25 protein-coding genes, 1 pseudogene and 1 other annotated feature are annotated in these 23,490 nt (G+C 49.4%); of the genes and pseudogenes, 22 read left to right on the forward strand and 4 right to left on the reverse strand.

Annotated elements, in window-relative coordinates:
• Positions 1-3: 3 nt before the first annotated feature.
• From VF724_RS14130 to VF724_RS14160, 7 genes are all read left to right on the forward strand, one after another.
• Positions 4-537, forward strand: coding sequence for a spore maturation protein (locus VF724_RS14130; RefSeq protein ID WP_371754903.1), 534 nt, complete (start codon positions 4-6; stop codon positions 535-537).
• Between the two features lie 75 nt (positions 538-612).
• A complete protein-coding gene (locus VF724_RS14135) occupies positions 613-1,332 on the forward strand; it encodes a pseudouridine synthase (RefSeq protein WP_371754904.1) in 720 nt (239 codons plus the stop codon).
• Positions 1,333-1,541: 209 nt separating this feature from the next.
• Positions 1,542-2,066: a thiol-disulfide oxidoreductase ResA gene (gene resA, locus VF724_RS14140; RefSeq protein ID WP_371754905.1), complete on the forward strand. Its 525-nt coding sequence runs from the start codon at positions 1,542-1,544 to the stop codon at positions 2,064-2,066.
• A gap of 32 nt (positions 2,067-2,098) precedes the next feature.
• On the forward strand, positions 2,099-3,781 hold the full coding sequence (gene resB / locus VF724_RS14145; protein ID WP_371754906.1) for a cytochrome c biogenesis protein ResB: 1,683 nt from the start codon (positions 2,099-2,101) through the stop codon (positions 3,779-3,781).
• Positions 3,781-5,037: a cytochrome c biogenesis protein CcsA gene (gene ccsA / locus VF724_RS14150; RefSeq protein ID WP_371754907.1), complete on the forward strand. Its 1,257-nt coding sequence runs from the start codon at positions 3,781-3,783 to the stop codon at positions 5,035-5,037. Before resB ends, ccsA begins: the two co-directional genes overlap by 1 nt.
• Before the next feature lie 196 nt (positions 5,038-5,233).
• Positions 5,234-5,950 carry a response regulator transcription factor gene (locus VF724_RS14155; protein ID WP_371754908.1) on the forward strand — a complete coding sequence of 239 codons (717 nt, stop codon included), beginning with the start codon at positions 5,234-5,236 and terminating at the stop codon, positions 5,948-5,950.
• Positions 5,951-7,372 carry an ATP-binding protein gene (locus tag VF724_RS14160; RefSeq protein WP_371754909.1) on the forward strand — a complete coding sequence of 474 codons (1,422 nt, stop codon included), beginning with the start codon at positions 5,951-5,953 and terminating at the stop codon, positions 7,370-7,372.
• A gap of 101 nt (positions 7,373-7,473) precedes the next feature.
• Here VF724_RS14160 and serA read toward each other — a convergent pair whose 3' ends face one another.
• Positions 7,474-9,060 (reverse strand): phosphoglycerate dehydrogenase, encoded by a 1,587-nt coding sequence (gene serA / locus VF724_RS14165; RefSeq protein ID WP_371754910.1) that lies wholly within the window; start codon positions 9,058-9,060, stop codon positions 7,474-7,476.
• A gap of 94 nt (positions 9,061-9,154) precedes the next feature.
• Positions 9,155-9,379 (reverse strand) — a binding site (T-box leader).
• A gap of 100 nt (positions 9,380-9,479) precedes the next feature.
• On the reverse strand, positions 9,480-9,968 hold the full coding sequence (locus tag VF724_RS14170; protein ID WP_371754911.1) for an inorganic diphosphatase: 489 nt from the start codon (positions 9,966-9,968) through the stop codon (positions 9,480-9,482).
• 272 nt (positions 9,969-10,240) lie between these two features.
• Here VF724_RS14170 and VF724_RS14175 point away from each other — a divergent pair, with 272 nt between their 5' ends.
• Positions 10,241-11,128, forward strand: coding sequence for a YitT family protein (locus VF724_RS14175; protein ID WP_371754912.1), 888 nt, complete (start codon positions 10,241-10,243; stop codon positions 11,126-11,128).
• Positions 11,129-11,194: 66 nt separating this feature from the next.
• Positions 11,195-11,663: pseudogene (locus VF724_RS14180) on the forward strand (MFS transporter); the annotation flags it as partial.
• Between the two features lie 62 nt (positions 11,664-11,725).
• On the opposite strand, the gene VF724_RS14185 reads toward VF724_RS14180, so the two are convergent.
• Complete coding sequence (locus VF724_RS14185) at positions 11,726-12,640, reverse strand: hypothetical protein (protein WP_371754913.1); 915 nt, start codon at positions 12,638-12,640, stop codon at positions 11,726-11,728.
• A 76-nt stretch (positions 12,641-12,716) separates the two neighbouring features.
• Here VF724_RS14185 and VF724_RS14190 point away from each other — a divergent pair, with 76 nt between their 5' ends.
• Complete coding sequence (locus VF724_RS14190) at positions 12,717-13,310, forward strand: CPBP family intramembrane glutamic endopeptidase (RefSeq protein WP_371754914.1); 594 nt, start codon at positions 12,717-12,719, stop codon at positions 13,308-13,310.
• Positions 13,307-13,501: a hypothetical protein gene (locus VF724_RS14195; RefSeq protein ID WP_371754915.1), complete on the forward strand. Its 195-nt coding sequence runs from the start codon at positions 13,307-13,309 to the stop codon at positions 13,499-13,501. Before VF724_RS14190 ends, VF724_RS14195 begins: the two co-directional genes overlap by 4 nt.
• 48 nt (positions 13,502-13,549) lie before the next feature.
• Here VF724_RS14195 and VF724_RS14200 read toward each other — a convergent pair whose 3' ends face one another.
• Entirely contained in the window at positions 13,550-14,431 is an 882-nt protein-coding gene (locus VF724_RS14200) for a polysaccharide deacetylase family protein (RefSeq protein ID WP_371754916.1), read from the reverse strand.
• Between the two features lie 157 nt (positions 14,432-14,588).
• Between VF724_RS14200 and VF724_RS14205 the strand changes: the two genes are divergently transcribed.
• The 11 genes from VF724_RS14205 to VF724_RS14255 all read left to right on the forward strand — a co-directional run bounded on the left by VF724_RS14205 (position 14,589) and on the right by VF724_RS14255 (position 23,484).
• Positions 14,589-14,867: a hypothetical protein gene (locus VF724_RS14205; protein WP_371754917.1), complete on the forward strand. Its 279-nt coding sequence runs from the start codon at positions 14,589-14,591 to the stop codon at positions 14,865-14,867.
• A gap of 206 nt (positions 14,868-15,073) precedes the next feature.
• Entirely contained in the window at positions 15,074-15,676 is a 603-nt protein-coding gene (locus VF724_RS14210) for a genetic competence negative regulator (RefSeq protein WP_371754918.1), read from the forward strand.
• Positions 15,677-15,771: 95 nt separating this feature from the next.
• Complete coding sequence (gene prsW, locus VF724_RS14215) at positions 15,772-16,464, forward strand: glutamic-type intramembrane protease PrsW (protein WP_371754919.1); 693 nt, start codon at positions 15,772-15,774, stop codon at positions 16,462-16,464.
• A gap of 46 nt (positions 16,465-16,510) precedes the next feature.
• Positions 16,511-16,666, forward strand: coding sequence for a hypothetical protein (locus VF724_RS14220; RefSeq protein ID WP_371754920.1), 156 nt, complete (start codon positions 16,511-16,513; stop codon positions 16,664-16,666).
• Between the two features lie 75 nt (positions 16,667-16,741).
• The gene (ypeB, locus tag VF724_RS14225; RefSeq protein WP_371754921.1) at positions 16,742-18,076 is read left to right on the forward strand and encodes a germination protein YpeB; all 1,335 of its coding nucleotides are present in this window, start codon (positions 16,742-16,744) and stop codon (positions 18,074-18,076) included.
• Positions 18,077-18,179: 103 nt separating this feature from the next.
• Positions 18,180-18,833: a flagellar brake protein gene (locus tag VF724_RS14230; protein WP_371754922.1), complete on the forward strand. Its 654-nt coding sequence runs from the start codon at positions 18,180-18,182 to the stop codon at positions 18,831-18,833.
• A gap of 75 nt (positions 18,834-18,908) precedes the next feature.
• Positions 18,909-19,160: a hypothetical protein gene (locus VF724_RS14235; protein ID WP_371754923.1), complete on the forward strand. Its 252-nt coding sequence runs from the start codon at positions 18,909-18,911 to the stop codon at positions 19,158-19,160.
• 187 nt (positions 19,161-19,347) lie between these two features.
• A complete protein-coding gene (gene cmk, locus VF724_RS14240; protein ID WP_371754924.1) occupies positions 19,348-20,082 on the forward strand; it encodes a (d)CMP kinase in 735 nt (244 codons plus the stop codon).
• 236 nt (positions 20,083-20,318) lie between these two features.
• Entirely contained in the window at positions 20,319-21,614 is a 1,296-nt protein-coding gene (gene rpsA / locus VF724_RS14245) for a 30S ribosomal protein S1 (protein WP_371754925.1), read from the forward strand.
• Between the two features lie 329 nt (positions 21,615-21,943).
• Positions 21,944-22,573: a YphA family membrane protein gene (locus VF724_RS14250; protein ID WP_371754926.1), complete on the forward strand. Its 630-nt coding sequence runs from the start codon at positions 21,944-21,946 to the stop codon at positions 22,571-22,573.
• Positions 22,570-23,484 carry a YIEGIA family protein gene (locus VF724_RS14255; protein ID WP_371754927.1) on the forward strand — a complete coding sequence of 305 codons (915 nt, stop codon included), beginning with the start codon at positions 22,570-22,572 and terminating at the stop codon, positions 23,482-23,484. The genes VF724_RS14250 and VF724_RS14255 overlap by 4 nt, the downstream gene beginning before the upstream one ends.
• The last annotated feature ends 6 nt before the right edge of the window (positions 23,485-23,490 follow it).

Here is a 23,490-nt window from a genome sequence, read left to right on the forward strand (position 1 = left end):
CAGTTGCTATCTGTCATCACGGCCATTTCCTCTTGGGCCATACCGGTCGTCCTGGTTTTCATCCCTTTATATGCCTCCTATAAAAAAGTCCCCGTCTATGAGTCCTTCGTCGACGGAGCGAAGGACGGCTTCGACACGGCTGTCCGGATTATTCCGCATTTGGTCGGGATGATGGTGGCGATCAGTATTTTTCGTTCCTCGGGCATGATGGATTTTTTGATCGGCTTCGTGCGGCCGCTTTTTGAACAACTCGGCGTGCCCGGAGAGGTTCTTCCCTTGGCCATTCTCCGGCCCATCACCGGGGCCGGTTCGCTTGCATTTACCACTGAATTGATCAAGCAGTTCGGTCCCGATTCGATGATCGGGAGAATCGCCTCGACGGTGCAGGGCAGCACGGATACGACGCTGTATGTGCTGACGGTTTACTTCGGCGCGATCGGCATCCGCAAAGCGGGCTACGCCTTGAAGGTCGGCTTGTTTTCCGATTTGGTCGGCTTTGCGGCGGCTGTGATTGTATGCATGTTTGTGTTCGGATAAAGCATGAGGCATGGAGGCATTAACTTGTGATTCTTGATGATGACGGGTATGATTAGGTTTGAGGTGACGTCAGAAATGGAAAGACTGCAAAAGGTGCTCGCCCAAGCCGGTGTGGCTTCGCGCAGAAAATGCGAGGAATTGATCCGGCAGGGCCGGGTTGAAGTCAATGATCTGAAGGTGATTGAGCTCGGGACAAAGGTCGATCCCCAGGTGGATATCATCAAAGTGGATGGACGAGCCATCAAAGCGCAAAAGCATATTTATCTCCTACTTAACAAGCCCAAGGGCGTCATTACCAGCGTCTCCGATCCGAAGGGCCGTAAGATCGTCACGGATTTTTTGAAGGATGTGAACGAGCGGGTATATCCGGTCGGGCGGCTGGATTATGACACGGAAGGCTTGCTTTTGCTGACCAATGACGGGGAATTCGCCTATCGGCTGATGCATCCCAGACACCATATTCCCAAAACCTATCTGGCTACGGTCAAAGGCGTTCCGCACGGTTCCGATCTGGAAAAACTGGCGAACGGGGTTATGTTGGACGACGGCATGACCGCCCCGGCGGAGGTGGAGTACCACGATATTGATCCGGAAAACAACACAGCGGTTCTGTCCATTACGATTTATGAAGGACGCAACCGGCAGGTTCGGCGGATGCTGGAGGCGATCCGCTTTCCCGTTGTCCGGCTCAAAAGAATCCGGTTCGGCTCATTGGGCTTGGATGGTCTTCAGCGTGGTAAATACCGCCATTTGACTCCCCAGGAAGTTAAAGATTTGATGAAGCCGATCTCTTAGACGTCCCAAGCCATTTTCTTATCGCCAGCGGAAGGTGAAAATGGCTGGCTGAAGCGTCTCTTGAAGAATTCACTTTGAATTGAGTTCAAGGTGACACATAATGTTCAAAAAGGGTAATTTAGAAACATTCTTTTTTCGCTATAATGAATTATGGATGGCTAAGCGATGCTGGCGGATCATGAATACGGGTAGAATTGCTGGTGATAAACGTGTCGAAAAACAACCGAAAATGGATGCAGATCGTGATCCTGCTGGTAATTCTCGTTGTCGGGGCGCTTACGATCGGCAGTTCTTTAATGGACGGCGGCAAAGTTCCGAGAGCGGGCGACCGCGCGCCGAATTTTGTACTGGAAGGTTTGGACGGAACAAAGCATCAGCTGTCCGATTATAAGGGCAAGGTCATCCTGATCAATTTTTGGGGCAGCTTTTGTCCTCCCTGTGTGCGGGAAATGCCGGCCATTCAACGGCAGTACGAAAAATACAAGGATCGGAATTTCGTTGTGCTCGCCGTCAATCTGGATGAAAGCCTGATTACGGTACGGGGATTCGTCAAACAAAATCAGCTTCAGTTTCCCATCCTGCTCGATCATAGTACGGTCAGAAAGCAGTATGGGGTATCGCTTTATCCCTCGTCTTTCTTTGTCAATTCCGATGGACGGATTGAGGCCATGCGGGAAGGGGAAATGACGGAGGAGTTTATGGAACAGACGTTATCGAGGATGCTGTCGAAGTAGACAGGACAGCGGCGAAGGAGGTTGCAGGGCAGATGCTCCTCGGGAATACGAAATGCGAATGCGGCCACCAGAACCACGTGGGAACCGTGCTTTGCGAAGCATGCGGCAAGCCGGTGGAGGACGATGGAGGAACGGCGCCCCTGGAGATGCGGTATGACGGTGTCGCCCGCCGCTCGCAGCGGAAAAACCCGTCATGGCTTGATCAAATTTGGAACTTTTTTTCATCGGTGCGCAATGCGGTAATCCTGATTGTCATCACCCTCCTTGGGGCGGTGCTCGGTACGATCTATCCGCAGGAAAACACCTTCATGAACGTTGATCCGGCGCAATATTACGCTGATAATTACGGAACGCTCGGCACGATCTATTATCGTCTCGGATTGTCGCATACATACAGTTCGTGGTGGTTCGAGCTGTTGTTGGTGATGATCGGGGCTTCTCTGGTTATCTGCAGCTTGGACCGGGTGCTTCCGTTGTACAGGGCATTAAGCAAACAGAAAATCCGCAAGCATCCGGATTTCATCGGCAGGCAGAGGGTCGTCTATTCCGGTTCGATCGATATTCCGGATGCTCAGGCAACGCGGGATCCTAAAGAATGGATCGGGGAGCTTCAAGCGCAGCTCCGCAAAAAAGGCTATCGGGTGCAGGCAGAGGACAACGCTTTGCTGGCCGAAAAAAACCGGTTCAGCCGCTGGGGGCCGTACATCAACCATATCGGTTTGATCATTTTTCTGTTGGCCGTGCTGCTACGGGGCATTCCCGGTTGGTATATGGATCAATATATCGGGTTTCTGGAAGGCGAAGTTACGAGAATTCCGGATACTCCTTATTTTTTGGAAAATCAGAAGTTTACTGTGGATTTCTACTCGGATGAGGAGATGCCTCAAAAGCTCAGGGGTCAAGGACGTCTCGTTCCGAAAATGTTCAAGACCAAAGCCGTTTTGTACAAATGCACCGCGGACTGTGACGAAACGGGTAAAGCGCCGGTGCTGCAGGAAGTTGCGCGGCACGATATCATCGTGAACGATCCGCTCGATTATAAAGGGCTGTTGGCTTATCAATTCGATTACCGGGAAACGCCGCAGATTATGGCCGTCACCGTTTCTCTGAAAAATAAGCAGACCGGTGAAAGGTTCGGTTCCTTCAAGCTCAAGACGCATAATCCGGATTCTTCCTATACGTCCGGGCCTTATAAGCTGGAGTTGAAGGATTATTTTCCGGATTTTGGGCTGAACGAGAAAGGGATTCCGTTCACGAAATCGAATACGCCGAATGCGCCGGCTTACATTTTTTTGATCAAAGGCCCGGGTTTGCCGGATAATGGTGAAATCTACGTTTATTTCGCCAAGCAGATCGATAAAGTGAATTTCAGCCAGGATAAGCTGAACGGCCAATTTGGACAAGAGTACGAAATTTCCGCATCCTCCATGAAGGACGTGGAGCTTGCCAATTACACGAGCTATCTGAATATCCGCGTGGATCGCGCCATGCCCTATATATACTCGGGGGCGATTATTTTTATGATCGGTGTGGTCATGGGATTGTATTGGCAGCATCGCAGAATCTGGCTGCGGATTGACGAGGGGAACCGTCTGCTGTTGGGGGCCCATACCAACAAGAATTGGTATGGCCTGAAAAAGGATGTTTCCTGGGCATTGTCTCAGATGGGCATAGCTGTGGAACCGAAAATGTTGGAGAACGGGGTGAAGAATTAATGCAACTCGTCGATTTTTCCAGCCGCGCGCTGTTGATTGCCTTTATCTTGTACTGTGTTTCCTTTTTGGGATACGTGGTGGCATTGACGGGCAGGCGTTGGAGCAACAGGGATCCCGAAAAGCATTTGCATCGATGGAGCCGCCTTGCCTTCATAGTGTCGGTGATCGGCTTTCTCTCGCAAGTGGCCTATTTCATTACCCGCTGGATCGGTGGCGGTCATGTCCCCACCAGCAATATGTTTGAGTTCATGACATTTTTGGGTATGATGATTATGGCTGCCTTTATTGTCATTTACCTGATATACAAGCAGCCGTTGCTCGGCGCTTTCGCCATGCCGGTCAGCATCATCATCCTGGCCTATGCTTCCGTCTTTCCGACGGAGGTTCAGCCGCTGATTCCCGCCTTGAAAAGCTATTGGCTGTACATTCATGTAACGACAGCGGCAACCGGTGAAGCCTTCTTTGCCGTCGGCTTTGCCGCCGGTCTGATGTATTTGCTGCGGACCGTCAATTACAAGGCACAGGAAGGCTCTGCACGAAAAGAACAGTGGAAACTCGAGCTTGTGCTGCTGGTCATTCTGATGGTCATCGGCTTTACCGTGTCCGTATTCGGTTTCAAGGGCATGAATTATCAAGCGGAATTCACCCAGCAGCCGTCGATGGCCGGCAACGGGGCGCAGCCGGCCATGCAAGGAACAGTTGAGTATACGCTGCCTCCGATTGTGAAACCGTACAACAGCCAATTGGTGCAGATGGATACATTCCTCGGAATGAGTCAGCCCCTGTTCGAGGCGCCCTTTTGGATGAAGGGCATTAATGCGGGACGCAAGCTGAATACGGTTATCTGGTCAGCGCTTTCGGGAATCGTCCTGTACTTGCTTTTGCGGCTTGCCGTACGGCAGCCTCTCGGCGCTTTCGCGGGCAGGGTGCTCGAAGGCATCGATCCCGAGGATTTGGATGAAATCAGCTATCGGGCGATCGCCATCGGTTTTCCGATTTTTACGCTGGGCGCTCTGATTTTTGCGATGATCTGGGCTCAGGAGGCATGGGGCCGGTTCTGGGGGTTCGATCCCAAAGAAACGTGGGCCCTGATCACATGGCTCTTTTATACGGTTTATTTGCATCTTCGGCTGTCCAGAGGGTGGCAGGGGAAAAAATCATCCTGGCTCTCGGTGGTCGGTTTTATCGTGGTGATGTTTACCCTGGTGGGTGTGAATCTGGTGATTGCCGGTTTGCATTCCTATGCGGGAGTGTAAGGGCCAGGAGTCTGTACGATGGATTTATGTTCCTGATTTTTTTTCAAATAGAGTTATGACGAATAAGGGAATGAGCACGGAAAGTTTATTCGTAATAACGATTACATTGAATAAATATTCACGATCGTGGCTTTCTCGGACAGACTCATAGCCCAGTGGTCGCAATATCAAGTTAGCAGGAAAGGAGTAGGTGTCAATGGAGGACAATTTGAAACGGATCCTGGTCGTCGATGATGAGGAGCGGATTCGCAGACTGCTGCGCATGTATCTGGAGAAGGAAGGCTTTGAGATCGAAGAAGCGGAGGATGGTGAAACTGCGCTTCGAAAAGGGGTCGAGGGTAACTTTGGACTGATCATTCTGGATCTCATGCTTCCTGGTATGGATGGTATTGAAGTTTGCGCCAAACTGCGCCAGTCGAAAGCGACGCCTGTGCTGATGCTGACGGCAAAAGGTGAGGAAGTCAATCGCGTGCAGGGCTTTGAGGTTGGAGCGGACGATTATGTGGTTAAGCCGTTCAGTCCCCGTGAAATCATCTATCGGGTCAAGGCTATCTTGCGCCGTTCTTCCGCTACCGCTTATCTGACCAAAGAGGAAGCATCCAGCAACATCATTGTATTCCCTCATGTCACCATTGAACACGATGCCCATAGGGTCTCGGCAGACGGTCAGGAAGTGACTTTGACGCCCAAAGAATACGAGTTGCTGCATTATTTGGCCAGCTCCCCGGATAAGGTGTTTTCCAGAGAACAGCTCCTAAAGGATGTATGGAATTATGAATTCTTCGGTGATCTGCGGACGGTGGACACGCACGTGAAGCGCCTGCGGGAAAAGCTGAGCAAGGTTTCGCCGGAAGCCTCATCGATGATCACCACGGTATGGGGAGTCGGGTACAAGCTCGAGGTGCCGAAATAAGTGAAGATCTGGAGAAGTGTCGTAGGCAAGCTTTGGCTGACCATTATCGGTCTGGTCGCCTTGGTGCTGTTGATTTTAGGGATATTTTTGCTGGAATATGTGGATTTGAATTTTACGAGCACTTATGCTTACGATATTAAAAAACTATTCGTATATGTCGGCATCATCGGTTTTTTGCTGACGACGTTTTTTGCCTTTTTCCTGCTGACCAAAATCACTCGGCCGCTCGTTCAGATGAAGGAAGCCGCCGACATGATTTCGCTGGGCGAATACAGCATTCGCGTTCCGATGCAATCCAACGACGAAATCGGCGAGCTGGCGAGAACGCTGAATCATATGGCTGAAGAGCTCGAACGCATTATCCACGATCTCAGCCTGGAGAAAGAACACTTGTCCAGCATTATTCACAGCATGGCTGACGCCGTCATCACGTTCAACGCGGAAGGCAAAGTGCTGCTGGCCAATTCGCTGGGCGAAAAGGTTCTGAGCGAATGGAAAAAATTCGCTTGGGAGCCTTCCGCGAGGGAGGACAGCGATGTGCCCGAGCCGCTTCGTCAGCTGTTTGATTCCGTCGTTCAGGAGGCACGGAAAAACACGACGAAAGTCAACGTTCGCAATGGGGTTTGGTCGGTTGTGATGGCGCCGTTGTACTCCAACCAAATGATTCGCGGAACGGTGGCCGTGCTGCGGGATGTAACCGAGGAATACCGCTTGGAAAAGCTGCGTAAAGACTTTGTGGCCAATGTGTCGCACGAACTGCGCACGCCGCTTTCGATGCTGCAGGGATACAGCGAAGCGTTGTTGGACGATATTGCCGGTACGCCGGAAGAAAGAAAAGAAATGGCGAGAGTCATCTACGACGAATCCTTGCGCATGGGGCGTCTCGTGAAAGACCTGCTGGATTTGGCTCGCATGGAAGCGGGACATCTGGAACTGAAAAGGGGACACGTCAATGTCGAATCCCTGTTTGCCCGGGTCTATCGCAAGTATGCCGTATTGTGCAAGGAGAGAGGGATTTTGCTCAGCCAGCATTTCAATTCCGGCGACCTAGTGCTGGAATATGCGGATGAAGACAGACTGGAGCAGGTGATGACCAATTTGATGGACAATGCGATCCGGCATACGCCATCCGGCGCGCATATATACATGAAGGCCGGCCCGGACCGGTTGAACGGGAATAAGGCGGTGCTGATTGAGATTGAGGATGAGGGGCAGGGCATCCCCGCACACGACCTTCCCTATATTTTTGAGCGCTTTTATAAGGCGGACAAGGCCAGAACCCGAGGCATAACCGGCGGAACGGGGTTGGGCTTGGCAATTGTGAAAAGCCTGGTGGATGCCCATCACGGGAACGTTCAGGTGACGAGCAGTGAAGGACGGGGAACAACGTTTGCCATCAAAATTCCGGTTTTCCCAACTTGAAATGCAAGAGCGGGATTTCGAATAGTTTCGAAATCCCGCTCTTTTTGTTGAATCCGGACGGTTAATCTTGTTGTTCGTGAAACAATCCGTCCTTTTCGACGCTAAAGAACAATTTCCTTCACTTTGGACATTTCCGGAAGCTTGTTCAGTTCTTCCAGCACGCTCTTGTCAACTTGCTTGTCAATCGTCAGTACCATGATTGCGTCGCCGCCGATCACTTTGCGTCCCACCTGCATGGTGGCGATGTTTACGTCATTGTTGCCGAGAACCGTTCCCAGGCGGCCGATGATACCGGGTTTGTCATTGTGCGAAACGAGCAGCAGGTGGCCTTCCGGAGAAACGTCCACTGGATATTTTTCAATTTGCACGATGCGCGCGCCGTAACCGTTCATCAGCGTGCCGGCGATCGTTTTTTCTTCCTTCTCGGTTTTCAGCGTAATGGTGATCAGATTGGTGAAGCCTTTGGATGCCGAAGATTTTTGTCTGACAATGTTGATATCCCTTGACTTGGCCAAATGCATGGCGTTGACGATATTGACCTCGTCGCCCATGGGCAGGGACAATACTCCTTTGACAATATAGCGGGTCAGCGGAGCCGTATCGACATCGGCAAGCTCGCCTGAATAGTTGATCTCCAGTTCTTTGACCGCGCCTTCCGACATTTGTGCCAAGAAGCTTCCCATTTTCTCTCCCAGAATGAAGTAAGGCTGCAGTTTGTTGAGCACGCTTGCCGGAACAGGAGGCATATTGACCGCATTTTTGAAAGGCTCGTTGCGGAGAATGTGCAGGACTTCCTCCGATACGTCAATGGCGACATTCTCCTGCGCTTCAATCGTCGAGGCCCCGAGATGGGGAGTCACAATAATTTTTGGGTTGTTCAGGAACGGGTGCTCCAGTGTAGGCGGCTCTTTTTCGAACACATCGAACGCTGCTCCGGCGACGATTCCCTGTTCAACGGCCTCCACCAATGCTGTCTCATTGACCAATCCGCCTCTGGCGCAGTTAATGATCCGGGCGCCCTTTTTCATGATGGCAAATTGCGGCTTGTCAATAATATTGCGGGTTTCGTTAGTCAGCGGGGTATGCAGGGTGATGAAATCCGATTTTGCGCAAATTTCATCCACGGTGGCCAGCTTGATGCCGAGCTTTTCCGCGCGGTCCTCGCTTAAATACGGATCGTATCCGAGGATATCCATGCCGAACGCCTTTGCCCGTTTGGCAACTTCGCTGCCGATTCGTCCCATGCCGATCACGCCGAGCACTTTGTTGCGCAGCTCGACTCCGAGGAACGATTTGCGGTCCCATTCGCCGGAGATGGTCTTTTTGTAAGCTTGCGGAATGTGGCGGGCCAGGGCCATCATCATCGCGAAGGTATGCTCGCACGTCGTGATGGTGTTGCCGTCCGGAGCATTGATAACCACGATCCCTCTTTGCGTGGCGGCCTCCAGATCGATGTTGTCGACGCCAACGCCGGCGCGTCCGATGACTTTCAGGCGGGTGGCGGCTTCCATAATTTTTTTGGTTACTGTTGTTTGGCTCCGTACGAGAAGGGCATCATATTCCCCGATAATGGAAACAAGCTCCTCCTCGGAAAGTCCGGGCTTTTTATCAACCGTAACGTCGGATGCGTCGTAGAGCGACTGAATCCCCATATCGCTGATGGGATCAGAGACAAGAATTTTAAACATGGCAGTTGGCTTCCTCCTCAAATGTTTTTTCGGCCTTTCGCCGAAGTTATTCTAGACAGCAAAAAAACCCTCAACCCTCATACGTTCTGCGTATGAAAGGGACGAGAGTAATTCGTGGTGCCACCCTTTTTCGTCATCTGTTCGCACAGATGACCTCGTGGTCTTGATAGACCTTGGAAATAACGGTTTCCACCGATTGCATCTACTTGGATTTCAATGCAATTGCTCAGGAGCGCTCCGCATGCTTCAACCGCCGATTCTCACCAACCACCGGCTCTCTTGTGGTTTCCGCGATGCATGTTTCCTTCATTGCTTTTTTGCAATATCATTTTCATAAAGTAACATATCACGGGATGCGAAGAGTGTCAATAGACTGCCGACAAAAACAAATAAATGTCACAATTGGCAGAATAGCGCTGTTACTTTTCGTTGTAACGGGCTACGCAAGCTTGATACAGCTCCTCGGCGAACTCGGCATTCTTCCAGCCTTCGATGACTGTTTTTTTGTTCTCCAGATCTTTGTACACTTGGAAAAAGTGCGAGATTTCTTTCAATTTGTGCTGAGGAATGTTCTCCAGCGAATTCACATCTTTCCAACGCGGATCGTTGACAGGCACGCCGAGCAGCTTTTCGTCCTGACCTTTATCATCGCTCATGATGAGCACGCCGATCACTCTCGATTCAATGACGCATCCGGGGAAGGTCGGGAATGTGGTCAGTACGAGAATATCCAGCGGGTCGCCGTCCAGCGCAAGCGTTCCGTCCAGATAACCGTATTCCGCGGGATAGTGCATCGGGGAATAGAGCACCCGGTCAAGCATGAATTTTCCGGTTTCTTTATCGTATTCATATTTGTTCTGGCTGCCCGTCGGAATTTCGATAAAAGCGTTCACGACTAGATTTGACATAATTGAAACCTCCCTTTCCATTCACTGCTAATGAATAACCTTTCTTACCACATAAGAATTTAAAAGTTTCCGGTCATCGGAAAGGCGAATTCTTATTGGCATGAAAAACCACCTTTAATCGCGGTCTTCCTTCTTTGAAGGACTGCGATAAGAGCTTTTCTTATTTTAATGCATGTTCGGTATGGAATGCAACGTGTTTTGCTTGAATATGCGCCCCTTTTCGGTTATTCTGCAAATAAGAAAAGGAACGGTATCCATCGGATAGCGAAAGGATGGGATTCGTGGAGGAATCGCATAGGGGCGGTAAAAACAAGAAGTCATGGATCGAATACACGGCAAGATACCTGTTTATTGCACTAGGGGCTTTGTTGGTGGCAGTGGGGTTGGAATTGTTTTTGATGCCGAATGACATCATCGACGGAGGAATTATCGGCTTGTCCATGATTTTCAGCCATATTTCCGGCTTGCAGCTGGCCATCTTCATTTTCATATTCAATTTGCCGTTCATGGTGATCGGATACAAGCAAATCGGCAAAACCTTTGCTCTGAATACATTGGCTTCCGTTGCTTTGCTGTCGTTGTTTTCACTGATGGTGCACGGAAAGGCACCCCTGACGGAAGAGCCTATGCTTGCCTCGATTTTCGGGGGCATTATTCTAGGCATAGGAGTCGGCACGATCATCCGCAACGGCGGAGCGTTGGACGGAACGGAAATCATCGCGATTATCGCCACGAAAAAAACCGGTTTTTCCGTTGGAGAAATCGTGATGTTTTTTAATATTTTCATTCTTGGCAGTGCGGGATTTGTTTTTGAATGGGATTCCGCGATGTATTCGCTGATCACGTATTTTATTGCGTTCAAAAGCATCGATACGGTGATCGAAGGCCTCGACGAATCGAAATCGGTTACGATCATATCGAATAAACCCGATGAAATCTCTTCGGCCATCATCGCCAGGCTGGGCCGCGGCGTAACGCACGTGTATGGCAAGGGAGGCTATACGGGAGAAGAGAAGGAACTGCTTTACTGCATCGTCACGCGTCTGGAGGTGGCCAAGCTGAAATCGATCGTTCACGAACATGATCCCGAGGCGTTTATTGCCATTGAGCATGTAGCCGATGTGATGGGCGGAAGATTCAGCAAACGGGCTATTCATTAATAGTAAGCGGCCTCGGAGCCGGAAAGGGAAGCGGTCAATGGCAGCAAGCAAACGAATCTCCGGGGAATCGGCGATGAAATTTTGCCGTTTCGCCAAATGGCGTCAACGCGAAAGTTTTGGTTTGTCATTCTTCCCTTTTTTGTTTGCGGGGTGACGACAACCGGCCTGATGGACACGCATCTCACCCCGTTTGCCGATGAACATGGTTTTTCCACGGATACTACGGCAGCGGCTGTCGGTGTTTTGGCAGCTTTCAACGTAGCGGGGACACTTTTGTCCGGCGTGGTGGCCGACCGTTGGAGCAGCAGGATAACTGGCGATTTTATATGCGGTTCGGGCGGTCTCTTTGATTATCCTGCTGATGGCGGGCAATCCGATACTTCTGCTATTGTTTGCGGCGTTGTTCGGTTGGGTTGATTTTGCCCCGGTCGCTCCGGCCCAATATCTGTTAACCGAGTATTTCAAGCGATCTTCCGTAGGCACGGTGCTGGGCTGGCTGCTGCTCAGTCATCAAATCGGCTCGGCGCTGGGATCAAAGATCAATTAAACCGCTTGATACTTTGCCGCCAAAAGTGGAACTAATTTCATCGCGAGCCCTTAATCAATGAAGAAGGGCAGCTGCGGGAGAAGCTCGTTAGCGTAATATTTCATTTTATCCCTTCGGAAATCTTCCGGTCTGACAGCTCCGGTGTTAATCAGCGTTTGAATCGCATCGCCGATGGTCTTCAACTGAAGCTTATGGGCATTGCCGGTGGCGATCAATTCATCGACCCGGGCGGCCATATCCTGCGGAAAATAGGGGGCAAACACTTCATTATTGTGCAGCACCTTGGCGATGTAATTGTTTTTTTCGTTGAGGTTCAGCTGCTTCCATTGCTCCAGGGACACTTGGTTTTCCCGCATGATATCCAGCCCGCGAATCAGAGGATCGACGGTTTCGTTCCATTTGACGATCGAGGAATAGTAATCCTGCTGCGCCTGAAGCGCAAAGTTCCGGGCCTGCTGAAAATAAGCGTCCTGATTGATCGCGTCAATCAGCTGCTGGCCTTTCAATTGTGCCGCTTTTTTCTGGAATTTGTCGATCGCTTCTGAAAAGAGCTTAAGACTTTTCATATAGTTCTGCTGGGCATTTTGCAGCAGCGGAGACGATGCGGGCATGGAAAAGCCGCTCAATCTATCATATTTTTCACCGGCGAGTTTTCCCAATTCATTGAGCATTGACACCGAATCGACGGAAGCCGGATCCAACGAAATGGCATCCATATGCTCGAACCATTTTTTTTGGAATTCGCGGAAAGGCTGAAGAATGGTATGATAGAATGAGACCAGATATTGTTGGTCGTAGGAAGCGGGCTGCGGCAGATTTTCCTTTTGAAACATGGCCTGGTACTTGTTCTCGATCCGTTCCTGCCCCACTTTCAAACCGTAGAAAAAGGCACCTACTGCCAGCATCAGCATGAACAGGAAGATGAGAGTAAAGATGTAGTCGGATTTGCTCAAACGCTTCTCCATAATTCGACTCCTTCTGCGATATTTGTCTATAGTATACTATCCAACATTGGAAGAAGAAAGCAGGTATTCTCGAGAAATGAAAAAATTCGACTGGAGGAACATCAGGCTTAGGAAGGTAAGCATCGAGGATCTGAATGATAGGCTTCTCCTGATCAATTTATACGCAACCCAGGCAATCACGCTGGTGATCGGTTTAATTATCGTCTATTTGCAGAAAAACAACGATCTGCATTTGTTCGACTTGTCCGCGGGATGGATTATTGTGGTGTGGGGAGGGCTGTTTGCCGGATTGGTGCTTCTTGCGGATGTGTTTGCAGGCCGTTGGGTTCCGGAGGAGGTCACGGACGATGGGGGCATTAACCAGATGCTGTTTGAGAACCGTCCGTTATGGCATATTGCGGTGATTTCATTGATCGTGGCAGTCTGTGAGGAAATTTTGTTTCGCGGAGCGGTTCAGCATGCGATCGGCCCGTATTGGACGAGCATCGTATTTGCTGCGGTGCACGTCCGATATTTGAAGCACTGGATTATGACCGGACTCGTGTTTAGCATAAGCTATGGTTTGGGTTGGATTTACATCCGGACGGGAACGTTATTGACACCGATTTTGGCCCATTTTATTATTGATTTTGTAATGGGCAGCATCATTCGATTTCGGAGGGAATCATGAGACAGAAACAAACTCATATTCCGGTGGAAAAACAGGATGCAAAAGAGATGTCCCTGCCGCCGAGAAGGGTGCTGCATCCTTCCAACAAGGGAAAATTGGCGAGGATCTTTTATGGTTCACTGCTGCTGCTGTTTGTCGGATTGGTGATCGTTCTGATCGTTTGGGGGATTCATTTGAAAGAAAGCGTTTAAAACGGTTGAAGACAGTCAGGCCGGCTTTACAGCCGGCCATTTTTGTCGTTATTTATCCAATTTGATTTCAATCGCTTTCGGATCCACAAAGCCGTATTCTTTTTGCTCCAATTTGCTCAGCAGTTCATCCAGCGCTTGAACCGTCCAAGGGAGTTCATGCATCAGAATATTGCTGCCCGGGTTCAGCTGGTCCAGAACGCTTTGAATGACGCCTTGCGGATTCTCTTTGTTGTCCGCCCAATCGAGCGAGCCGTTGGACCAAGTCATAAACAGCAGATGATGCTCCTTGGCGACTTCCTTTACAAAGCCTTTGCCCGTACCGAACGGGGGGCGGAAGAAGACGGGGGTCTCTCCGGTCAGCTGTTTGACGATGCTCTGCACGTCGCCGATTTGCTGCTCGATTTTTTCCTTGGGCAGCTTGGACAGATCGATGTGGTCCCAAGAATGATTGCCGATCGTCTGGCCGCGGTCATGAATTTCTTTCAGCAGCTCGGGGTTTTCCTTGACTCGGTAACCGTTGACGAAAAAGATCGCCTTGGCATGGTGCTTGTCAAGCACATCCAGCATCTGATCGACCATTTCCTTCTTCTTCGGTCCGTCGTCAAATGTCAACAGCACAACCTTGCGATTGCCCTTCTCATCCAGCGGTTTGATGAAGTAGCTGCTGTTCATGTAATAGGCTGGCTTGGCGGAAGAGACCGGTGCTGGTGCGGGTTTTGTTTCCGCGGAAACCGGACTTGGCATCGGCATCGGAGATGTCGCCGGCGTCGGTGCGGGTACGGTTGGGGGAGATGCCGCAGGTTGAACCGCCGGACTCGCCGCGGCTGACTGCGCTTTCGGCGCCGATGGGTTCGGGGGTTGTTTCGTTTGGCAGGCAGCGAGAATGACGGAAAGCGAAAGCAGAAGCAGGATCAGTGCGTTTTTTTTCATGTTCGTTCTCTCCCGTATGTAAGTTCGTTTGGAATGCTGGTCATATTGTATCATAAGTCGGTTCTTACATAAAAAGAAAAATATTGGGGTGTATGAGCCAGCCGATGAAGGCGGAAAATACATAGCGAAGCCAGTTTATCAAAGGAGGTTATTGTCGATGCGCACGATGAGTTTTCTGATGGGCGGCATTGTGGGAGCCGCGGCGGTCATATACTTCATGAATAATAACCGTCAGAGCATCTTTTCATTCAATGCGGCAGAGAAAGCAAGCAAATGGATGAATGGAGCGACGGATACAAAGTCTCCTTCCAAATCGGAAGCAAACTGGTCCGGAGGCGGTTTGAACACGGTCGAGCAAATGATCAACGAGGATCCCGAGGTCAAAAAAGCGGTGCAGGAGATTATGAAAAAAGAAACAACTTATCAGACCCAGTAATCCGAATTTGACAAGGTATTTTCCATATGCGGAATCATTTTCAGCGGCGTTTTTCGGCGGATGAAAGTGATTCTTTTTTTGCATTTTTTAGTAGTGCAATCCTCCATGAATAGTGATAACATATATAGCAGAAATCTATGGATTTCACCAAAAATGAGTTCTTCTCATACCTTGTTATTACTGATGTTGTAAGGGAGGATCCTGCCGTGAAAATAGAACGATTAAGTCAAGATAAAATAAGGATTTTCCTGACGTTTGACGATTTGCTGGAGCGCGGCATAAAAAAAGAAGACATGTGGAGGGAGATTCCCAAAGTCCATGAGCTGTTCAGTGAAATGATGGATCAAGCTTACTCAGAGCTTGGATTTGACGCCTCCGGACCGCTTGCGGTAGAAGTATTCGCTCTTCCTGCGCAAGGAATGGTAGTTATTGTGACGAGAGGGAAATTGGAGCCCGTTCATCATGACGACGCGATTGACGATGATGACTTGGAAGAAGTATACGAGATGGAAGTGACCTTGGAAGAAAGCGATTTAATCTCTTACTCGTTCCGTGATTTCGAATATCTCTTAAGTGCCGCCAAATTGGTGAATGCTCATCTCGTTCAAGGCGGAAGTTTATTTTCATATAAAGGCAGCTGGATTCTGCATATTGAGCCGGAAGCCATGGGGGAGCGCCAGTATGATACCGTGATCGCCGTTCTTTCCGAATTTGGAGAAGCGACGTCGGTGACGAGAGCGGTTCTTGAAGAATACGGGAAAACGGTAATCCCGGAGGATGCGGTCAAGGTGCTGTGTTCCCATTTTTGATGACGGTACGGTCTCATATCCGCTAGTGCGACGTCTGCCAACCCGTGTTAGCAGATGTCTTTTATTTCTTATGCGTTTATAAAGGAGGGAGCGCTTTGGTCGTTCTGTCGCTGATTCTAGCTGCGGTAGCACCCGGCATCGCGCTCTTGGCATACTTTTATCTTAAGGATAAATACGATGCCGAGCCGATCAGAATGGTGATAAGGATGTTCCTGATCGGCGTGCTGATTGTTTTTCCGACGATGGTTATTCAGCGCGGTTTCATGCTTGGATTGGGAGCCGATCCGCTCGTCATTTCCTTTTTGATTTCCGGCGGGATCGAAGAATTTTTCAAATGGTTCATCATTTTTCTTTTGTTGTACAGCCATTCCGTGTTTGACGAGCCCTATGACGGCATCGTATACGCAGTAGCTGTCGCTCTCGGTTTCGCCACCTTGGAGAATGTGATCTATGTGTTATATTATCACTCTTCATTTTCCGAACTGATCCTGCGAGCGCTGCTGCCGGTTTCGGGGCATGCGCTGTTCGGAGTGGTCATGGGCTATTATTTGGGAATAGCCAAATTTGCTCCCCGGCAGGGAAAAAAATATCTGGCCTTGTCATTGGCTCTGCCCATCCTATGGCATGGTTCATTCGATTACATCCTGCTTAAAACCGATGCCAATTGGATTTGGTATATCATTCCGTTCATGAGCGTATTGTGGCTTCGCAGCCTTTGGAAAATCCGCAACGCCAACGCCCATTCGCCGTATCGTCAATTTCACAGGGAAGAAGAGATTAAATTCTAAAGCTTTTGGTTATAATGAAAAAGGAATTTTTCTCTGGAGGTTACGTATGACGCAACGGGTCAAGGTACAAATTCGCTGTAAACGCTGCGGTGAACGGTTTGTGCTGAAAGGCAAGCGGGAACGGGGTAAATTGGATACAGGCTTCAAACAGTGCTTATGCGATAATGACACCGATTTTGATATTTCCGAAGAACGTTTATAATGTCTGTCCTTCATGCATAAAGCTCCCGACTTCAACGAAAACTATTCGTAACCGTTGAGGAAAGGAGACTTTTTTATGTATATGCGGCTTAGTGCAATTTTGTTCCCTATTGTAGCTCTCGCTCTCGTTGGAGCCGCCGTCTGGGGATACCAGGAAAACCAGGAGAAAAACTCGATTCTGATTAAAGCCGAAAACCAGTATCAAAGAGCATTTCACGATTTGACGTATCATGTGGAAAGCTTACATAGAGAACTGGGAAACACGCTGGCGGTAAATTCCAAATCGGAGCCGTTCGTCAGAAAAAGCCTGGCCAACATCTGGAGGCTGACGAGCCAGGCTCAAAGCGAAATCAACCAACTTCCGCTGACTCTTCTGCCGTTTAATAAAACCGAAGAATTCTTGGCCAACATCGCCAATTTTTCCTACAGGACTTCCGTCCGCAATTTGACGAAGCAGCCGCTGCAGGATGGCGAGATCAAGAGCTTGAAAACCTTGTACCAAAGATCTAAGGACATCTCCGATGAGCTGATGAAGGTCCAATCCCAAGTGCTGAAACATAACTTGCGCTGGATGGATGTGGAGGTTGCGCTTGCGTCGGAGAATAATACCGTGGACAACACCATCATCGACGGGTTCAAAACCGTTGACAAGAAAGTCAGCGCCTATCCCGAAATCGACTGGGGCCCTTCCGCGCAAAGCCTTTATCGGAAAAGAACCTATTCGGCTTTTTCCGGAATTGATATGACGCAGGAGGAAGTCAAAAAGAAGGCTGCCAAGCTGTGGGGACTGAAGAGCTCCGAAAACTTGAAAATTGTTGAAAACGGCAGGGGGACCGAATACAGCTCATACAGCGTTTCCCTGAATCAGGGCGATCAAAGGCTGCAGATGGATTTTTCCAAAAAAGGCGGAAACCTGCTCTGGTACATGCGAGAAAGAAAGGTTCGCGGGCAAAAGCTGACGCCTGACCAAGCGGTAAGTGCCGCCAATCGGAAGCTCAAGTCGCTTGGATATCCGCAAATGACACCGATCAACTATGACGAGTACGATAACGTGGCCAGCATTACCTTGGCGGCGGTCAAGAACAATGTTATCCTCTACCCTGAGAAATTGACGATTAACGTGGCATTGGATAACGGAGAGGCGCTCGGCCTAAACGCAACGGATTACGTTTTCGAGCATAAAGAAAGGAAGCTTCCGGTCCCCCGGCTCAGACTGAAAGAAGCGGAACAGTATTTGAACGGAGACTTCCGCATTATGTCGCATGATTTGGCGTTGATCCGAAACGATGAAAATCAGGAAGTGCTCTGTTATCGGTTTACCGGTAGGATTAACGGCAGCAAATACCGGATTTTTATCAATGCCGACAGCGGCCTCGAGGAGAAGGTCGAAACAATAGATACGGCAGCATAAAGAAGGATGTCGGAACCCGCGGGTTCCGATTTTTTTCCACATCTTTCTCCATTACATGATATAATCAACGTGTAAAAAATCATGCGGCGTGGAGGGATTCAGATTGCTTCCGAAAATCAATGATATTTTGTTCATTCAAGTCAACTCCGTTGATGAGGAAGAAGCTCAAAAGGAATTCAAGTCCCGAATCGCTGATATCCGGGATGAGGTAATGTCGATTGAAATTCCGATCGAAGTCAGAACGGGAAGATTGAAAAAGCTGTATACCGGAGATCAGCTGTCGATTTATTATATGTCTGAAGGCGGCGTCAAAAATTATTTCAATACCCAAGTGGAAGGTTTTAAGCGGGACGTCATTTCGCTTGTCCTGATCCGCAAGCCCAAACCTGAAGCCATCACCAAGGTTCAACGAAGAACCTTTCTGCGCGTTCCGGCGGAATTGGAAATATCCGTGAAGCTGGCAGATCACCATCAATTTCTCGCAATCACGGAAGATGTGGGCGGAGGCGGTATTTCCATGCTATGCGATGGAAAGGAGCCGATAATGCAGAAAGATGCCGTATCCTGCTGGCTCTTGATTCCATACCGCAACGGCACCGTTGACCACGTTCCGTTTAAAGCCGAAGTTGTGCGGACCAAAGAGCTGGATACGGGAAGGAGACTGGTCATGCTGGGGTTCACCGAAATCTCCGATGCGGACAGACAGAAAGTGATCCGTTATTGTTTCGAACGTCAGTTGGAATTGCGAAAAAACTAAGCTCGTTCTGAATAGTGGACACCGACAAAAGGAATAATAGATGGATGGCATATTTTCCAGAAACGGTGACCGCTGATGAAAAGAAGACGAGAAAGACAAGCGAGCTATGAGCAATTGTTCGTCCGTTTCTCCAATCGGATGGAACAATTGCTGGTTAAGGGCATCATCGCGCTTGGCTTGCTCTTAGTGACCGCACAAATTGTTCTGCAAGTTCCGGAATGGCGGAGTTATGTTTCAAAGATCGATCGGATAGAGGGCAAACGAAGCTATATTTTTCCACAATCGGGCGAAATCTACCCCTTTTCCATCGATTGGGCCGAAAAATAAAATGGGAGAAACGAAGAATTCTACAGGCTTGCCCGGTTTTGCATGATGACTGAATGTATGGTATAATTTCTATCGTTCGCTGGAGACTTTTGTTACCGTAAAGAGCTTTTTCTGATTGGCATCAAAACCTTCCTCTTTACGCGGTCGCTCATCAGTGAATTGGCCTCGATAGAGGTTTTTTTATTGAATGCCGCAGTCAAGGGAGAGATTCGTATTGCAACATCCACCCCGTAAAATCAATATTGCGATCGACGGACCCGCAGGGGCCGGGAAAAGTACAGTAGCCAGGATGGTTGCCAATGAACTGGGCTATGTTTATGTTGATACGGGAGCCATGTACCGTGCTGTCACTCTTAAGGCAATCCGGGCCGGAATCCATCCGGACGATCGAACGCGAATTGCCCAACTGACGGAGCAGTTGAACATTGAATTGATCCCCTCGAATGACTGTCAAAAGGTGCTGATCGACGGAGAGGATGTTACCGGACAAATCCGTACCAATGAGGTCTCGCAGCGGGTATCCGCTTTCTCGACGATTCCGGAGGTCAGGGAAATTTTATCCGGCAAGCAAAGAAATATCGCTGCTGCAAAAGGCGTGGTGATGGACGGCAGGGATATCGGGACGAAGGTGATCCCTGATGCGGAGGTAAAAATCTTTTTAACCGCTTCCGTTGAAGAAAGAGCGCGCCGGCGATATGAGGAATTGCTGGCCAAAGGTGAACAAGCGGACTTGGAGCAGCTGAAAAACGATATTTCCGAGCGGGACCGGATGGACGAACAACGCGAGCATTCCCCTTTGGTCCGGGCAGACGATGCGGTCCTTATGGACAGTACGGAAATGTCCATTTCCGAGGTCGTCCGACGGATCTTATCCCTGTGCGAAACCGTAAGGAACGACCTCCGCGTTTCTGAAAAAAAATAAATTCATTCGGGGAATATCGGGAATCAAGGTTGCTAAACCGCCTGATTCCGCTAAAATATAAATAAGGGTTTCAGCCTTTACGAATGGAATTTCACGCTGGGAACCATACTATTTATTAAACCGCTGTTTATTATACCTGCATTCTTTTGGCGGGTTATCAATAAAAATATGCGATACATCTTGTCCGCATAAATTTTTGTATGTGGCATGGCGTTGTGAATTGAGGAGGAAATGAAATGACGGAAGAAACGAAATTGCAAGAGACTGGAGCTTCTGTGGAGCCGGCCCAGGATAATCAGGCTGCGTCGGAAGCAACCGCGGAAACGGGCGCTTCTGTTGGGGAACAGCCTGCCGAAGTAAATGAACAGCAAAGCGTGGATGATCTGGTGACGTTGAAAAAGGGCGACATTGTTAAAGGAAAGGTTGTTAAAGTGGAAGACAATCAGGTCCTTGTAGATGTCGGTTACAAATATGACGGCGTCATTCCGATCCGTGAATTATCTTCTCTTCATCTGGAAAATGCGGCCGAATCTGTTTCCGTCGGTCAAGAAGTGGAATCCAAAGTCGTCAGCATAAATGATGATAAAGAATTGCTCGTTCTTTCCAAAAGAGCGGTGGACAGCGTCAAAGCTTGGGAACGGCTCGAACGTCTCCTTGAAACGGGAGAAGTGATCGAAGCCCAGGTGGCCGAAGTGGTCAAGGGCGGACTGGTCGTCGATTTGGGCGTGCGCGGTTTTGTGCCCGCTTCGATGGTCGAGCGCCATTTTGTCGAAGATTTCAGCGATTATAAAAATCGCACGCTGCGTTTGAAAATCAAAGAACTGGATCGCGAATCGAATAAAGTGATTCTTTCTCAGAAAGATGTATTGGATGAGGAATATGAATCTCAAAAACGCGAGCTGTTCTCCAGGCTTCAGGCGAACCAAGTACTCGAAGGCACCGTGCAGCGGCTGACACCGTTCGGAGCGTTTGTCGATATCGGGGGAGTGGATGGATTGGTGCATATTTCCGAGTTGTCCTGGAATCACGTGGACCATCCTTCCGAAGTGGTGAAGGAAGGCGATCACGTCAAAGTGAAGGTCCTGAAGGTCGATCCGGAAAACGAAAGAATCAGCCTCAGCATCAAAGCCGCACAGCCGGGTCCTTGGGAAAGCGTCCAAGATCAATTCAAATCGGGCGACATCGTGACGGGTACCGTCAAGCGTCTCGTCAATTTCGGCGCTTTCGTGGAAATCGCTCCGGGTGTGGAAGGTCTAGTGCATATTTCCCAAATTTCGCATAAGCATATCGGAACGCCGAATGAGGTATTGAAGGAAGGACAGGAAGTCAAAGTAAAAATTCTTGATCTCAATCCTTCGGAAAAACGCGCCAGCCTGAGCATCAAAGAAACGGAAGAAGCTCGTGTTGCTCCGCCTAAAACTAGAAAAGAAGAGCAGGAGATTTTGAAGAACGATAATGTCTCCATGAACAGCAGCGCAATGACGCTGACGCTGGGAGAGCGTTTCGGCGACAAGCTGAACAAACTCAAGTAAGCAATGGGCAACAACGGCGGGCCTCAAGGGGCCCGCTTTTTATTATGCAATGAAGGCTGCTGTTTTAATTTGGTTTGAGAATGGAAGATCACCGATTATTACAGAATGGGTATTGGCCTCCGGTTTCTCTTGAAATCGTGTTATCATGAATGGATGTACGAGGTATTAACACGATTTTCAAGGGAAACACGTGAACTCTACGGTTCAATACCCATTCCCATCGTTTCAATCGTTTCTCAATCAATTTGATCCATAAGCACGAATAATGATAATTTATCGCGCCGCGGCAAACAATAGCTGTAGCATTCCGAAACGATGAAGGTGATGGAATGAACCAGGGTTATATATCCGTCATTTTGATCTGCATCTTGCTGATATTGCTGGCTAGCGGTTGGCGGAAAGAAATGGCGGGGGATGCGTCTCATAAAGGCATTCTTCTTTTTTTTGCAGGATGGATCGTCGGTTCCCGTTTGAATCTCCGCCTTTCGGAACAAATCACGCTGAATTTGGTTTGTGTTCCGCTGCTCATTACATTCTTGGCGGTGTGGTTTGAAAGCCGCCGTCGGATGAACGGGTTGCACCTTGTATCCGGCGGGATCTTCATGTCCATGGCGTTTGTCCTGGAGCAGCAAATATCCAGCGCGGCCCCGATGATGGTCGTTTTCTTTCCGCTGATTGATGCCGCGTTGCTTCTCGGCATGCTTGCAGTCGGCTTGTTCCGCCGTCCCCTGGAACAGATTGCGGCGGTCAGTCTGGCGCTTCTGATCGGGAATCTGTTGTTCCAAATCATCCGGCGCGATCCAGTTCCGATTCATTTGGGGGATGCGTATTTTCAAGATGAATGGTGGTTGACTGTCGTACTGTCCCGCGGTTTATCGGAAATTTTGAACGCTTGTCTGAAAATATGGAGGAATACGATGTCCGTCAAGCTTAATCGAAGGAGGGGGTATCGGGAGTGATCGTGCTGTTGGCCAGCCATCGATACACGCTCGGTATCATTATCGGGACTTTGTTCGGCATTCTGGCGCGGCTCAGCATGCTGCATACCGATTACCGGCAGTATCCCACATATCCGCACGGGCGCATCATTCATATCTCTCTTGGCGTGATTGCCGCGGCTCTCGGATCGGTGGCGGTGCCCTCGCTGCTTGAGAAAAACTATACCGCGATCACCTTTCTGGCGCTGGCGGCCCAGCAATTCAGGGATGTGCGCAGCATGGAAAGAGAGACGCTGACGAAAATCGACCAAATGGAGCTGGTGCCTCGCGGCCCTACATACATAGAAGGGATTGCCATGGTATTCGAGGGCAGAAACTATTTAGTCATTTTCACAGCGTTCATTACAAGTTTATTTACCGTTCTGGCGACATGGTATTGGGGAATGTTCATCGGCATATTTGCCTTAATTATCTCCCGGCAGTACAAATCGGGCAAACAGCTGTCCAGTATCGCCAAGATAATCAATGCCGAGTTGAGAATGTCCGGGCCGGATTTGTATGTGGACGATATATATATCATGAATGTGGGTTTGAAAGAATCGCAAAACAAAATCCGCAAGCATGGTCTGGGGCTGATTCTGCAGCCGATCAACGCGAATGCGAAGGTGACGCTGGCGAACTTGGGACAAAGGCAGGCGATCCTTCATGATGTTTCAACCATCCTTGGGGCTTATCGGGATTCCGGGGAACCGTCCCTTATTCCGTTATGCAAGCTCGACCTGGACGACGGCAGGCTGGCGGTGTTCATCATTCCGAATGACCGGGATCCGGAAAAGGCGCGTCAGGTTTTGATGAGAGTGCCGGTTTTGGAGAGCGCGGTCAGAATGCCAAGTGAAGCGGAAGTCAACAAAAAGCGCAAAATTGGGTGGTGAACACGT

Origin of the sequence: Ferviditalea candida (genome assembly GCF_035282765.1) — a bacterium.
Classification (GTDB): domain Bacteria; phylum Bacillota; class Bacilli; order Paenibacillales; family KCTC-25726; genus Ferviditalea; species Ferviditalea candida.

Bases quoted from the DNA above. Each gene is read 5' to 3' on its own strand.
- VF724_RS14135 (WP_371754904.1), top strand. From the start codon at position 613: ATGGAAAGACTGCAAAAGGTGCTCGCCCAAGCCGGTGTGGCTTCGCGC.
- resB (WP_371754906.1), top strand. From the start codon at position 2,099: ATGCTCCTCGGGAATACGAAATGCGAATGCGGCCACCAGAACCACGTG.
- ccsA (WP_371754907.1), top strand. From the start codon at position 3,781: ATGCAACTCGTCGATTTTTCCAGCCGCGCGCTGTTGATTGCCTTTATC.
- VF724_RS14155 (WP_371754908.1), top strand. From the start codon at position 5,234: ATGGAGGACAATTTGAAACGGATCCTGGTCGTCGATGATGAGGAGCGG.
- serA (WP_371754910.1), bottom strand. From the start codon at position 9,060: ATGTTTAAAATTCTTGTCTCTGATCCCATCAGCGATATGGGGATTCAG.
- VF724_RS14170 (WP_371754911.1), bottom strand. From the start codon at position 9,968: ATGTCAAATCTAGTCGTGAACGCTTTTATCGAAATTCCGACGGGCAGC.
- VF724_RS14175 (WP_371754912.1), top strand. From the start codon at position 10,241: ATGGGATTCGTGGAGGAATCGCATAGGGGCGGTAAAAACAAGAAGTCA.
- VF724_RS14185 (WP_371754913.1), bottom strand. From the start codon at position 12,640: ATGGAGAAGCGTTTGAGCAAATCCGACTACATCTTTACTCTCATCTTC.
- VF724_RS14190 (WP_371754914.1), top strand. From the start codon at position 12,717: ATGAAAAAATTCGACTGGAGGAACATCAGGCTTAGGAAGGTAAGCATC.
- VF724_RS14195 (WP_371754915.1), top strand. From the start codon at position 13,307: ATGAGACAGAAACAAACTCATATTCCGGTGGAAAAACAGGATGCAAAA.
- VF724_RS14200 (WP_371754916.1), bottom strand. From the start codon at position 14,431: ATGAAAAAAAACGCACTGATCCTGCTTCTGCTTTCGCTTTCCGTCATT.
- VF724_RS14205 (WP_371754917.1), top strand. From the start codon at position 14,589: ATGCGCACGATGAGTTTTCTGATGGGCGGCATTGTGGGAGCCGCGGCG.
- VF724_RS14220 (WP_371754920.1), top strand. From the start codon at position 16,511: ATGACGCAACGGGTCAAGGTACAAATTCGCTGTAAACGCTGCGGTGAA.
- ypeB (WP_371754921.1), top strand. From the start codon at position 16,742: ATGTATATGCGGCTTAGTGCAATTTTGTTCCCTATTGTAGCTCTCGCT.
- VF724_RS14235 (WP_371754923.1), top strand. From the start codon at position 18,909: ATGAAAAGAAGACGAGAAAGACAAGCGAGCTATGAGCAATTGTTCGTC.
- cmk (WP_371754924.1), top strand. From the start codon at position 19,348: ATGCCGCAGTCAAGGGAGAGATTCGTATTGCAACATCCACCCCGTAAA.
- rpsA (WP_371754925.1), top strand. From the start codon at position 20,319: ATGACGGAAGAAACGAAATTGCAAGAGACTGGAGCTTCTGTGGAGCCG.
- VF724_RS14250 (WP_371754926.1), top strand. From the start codon at position 21,944: ATGAACCAGGGTTATATATCCGTCATTTTGATCTGCATCTTGCTGATA.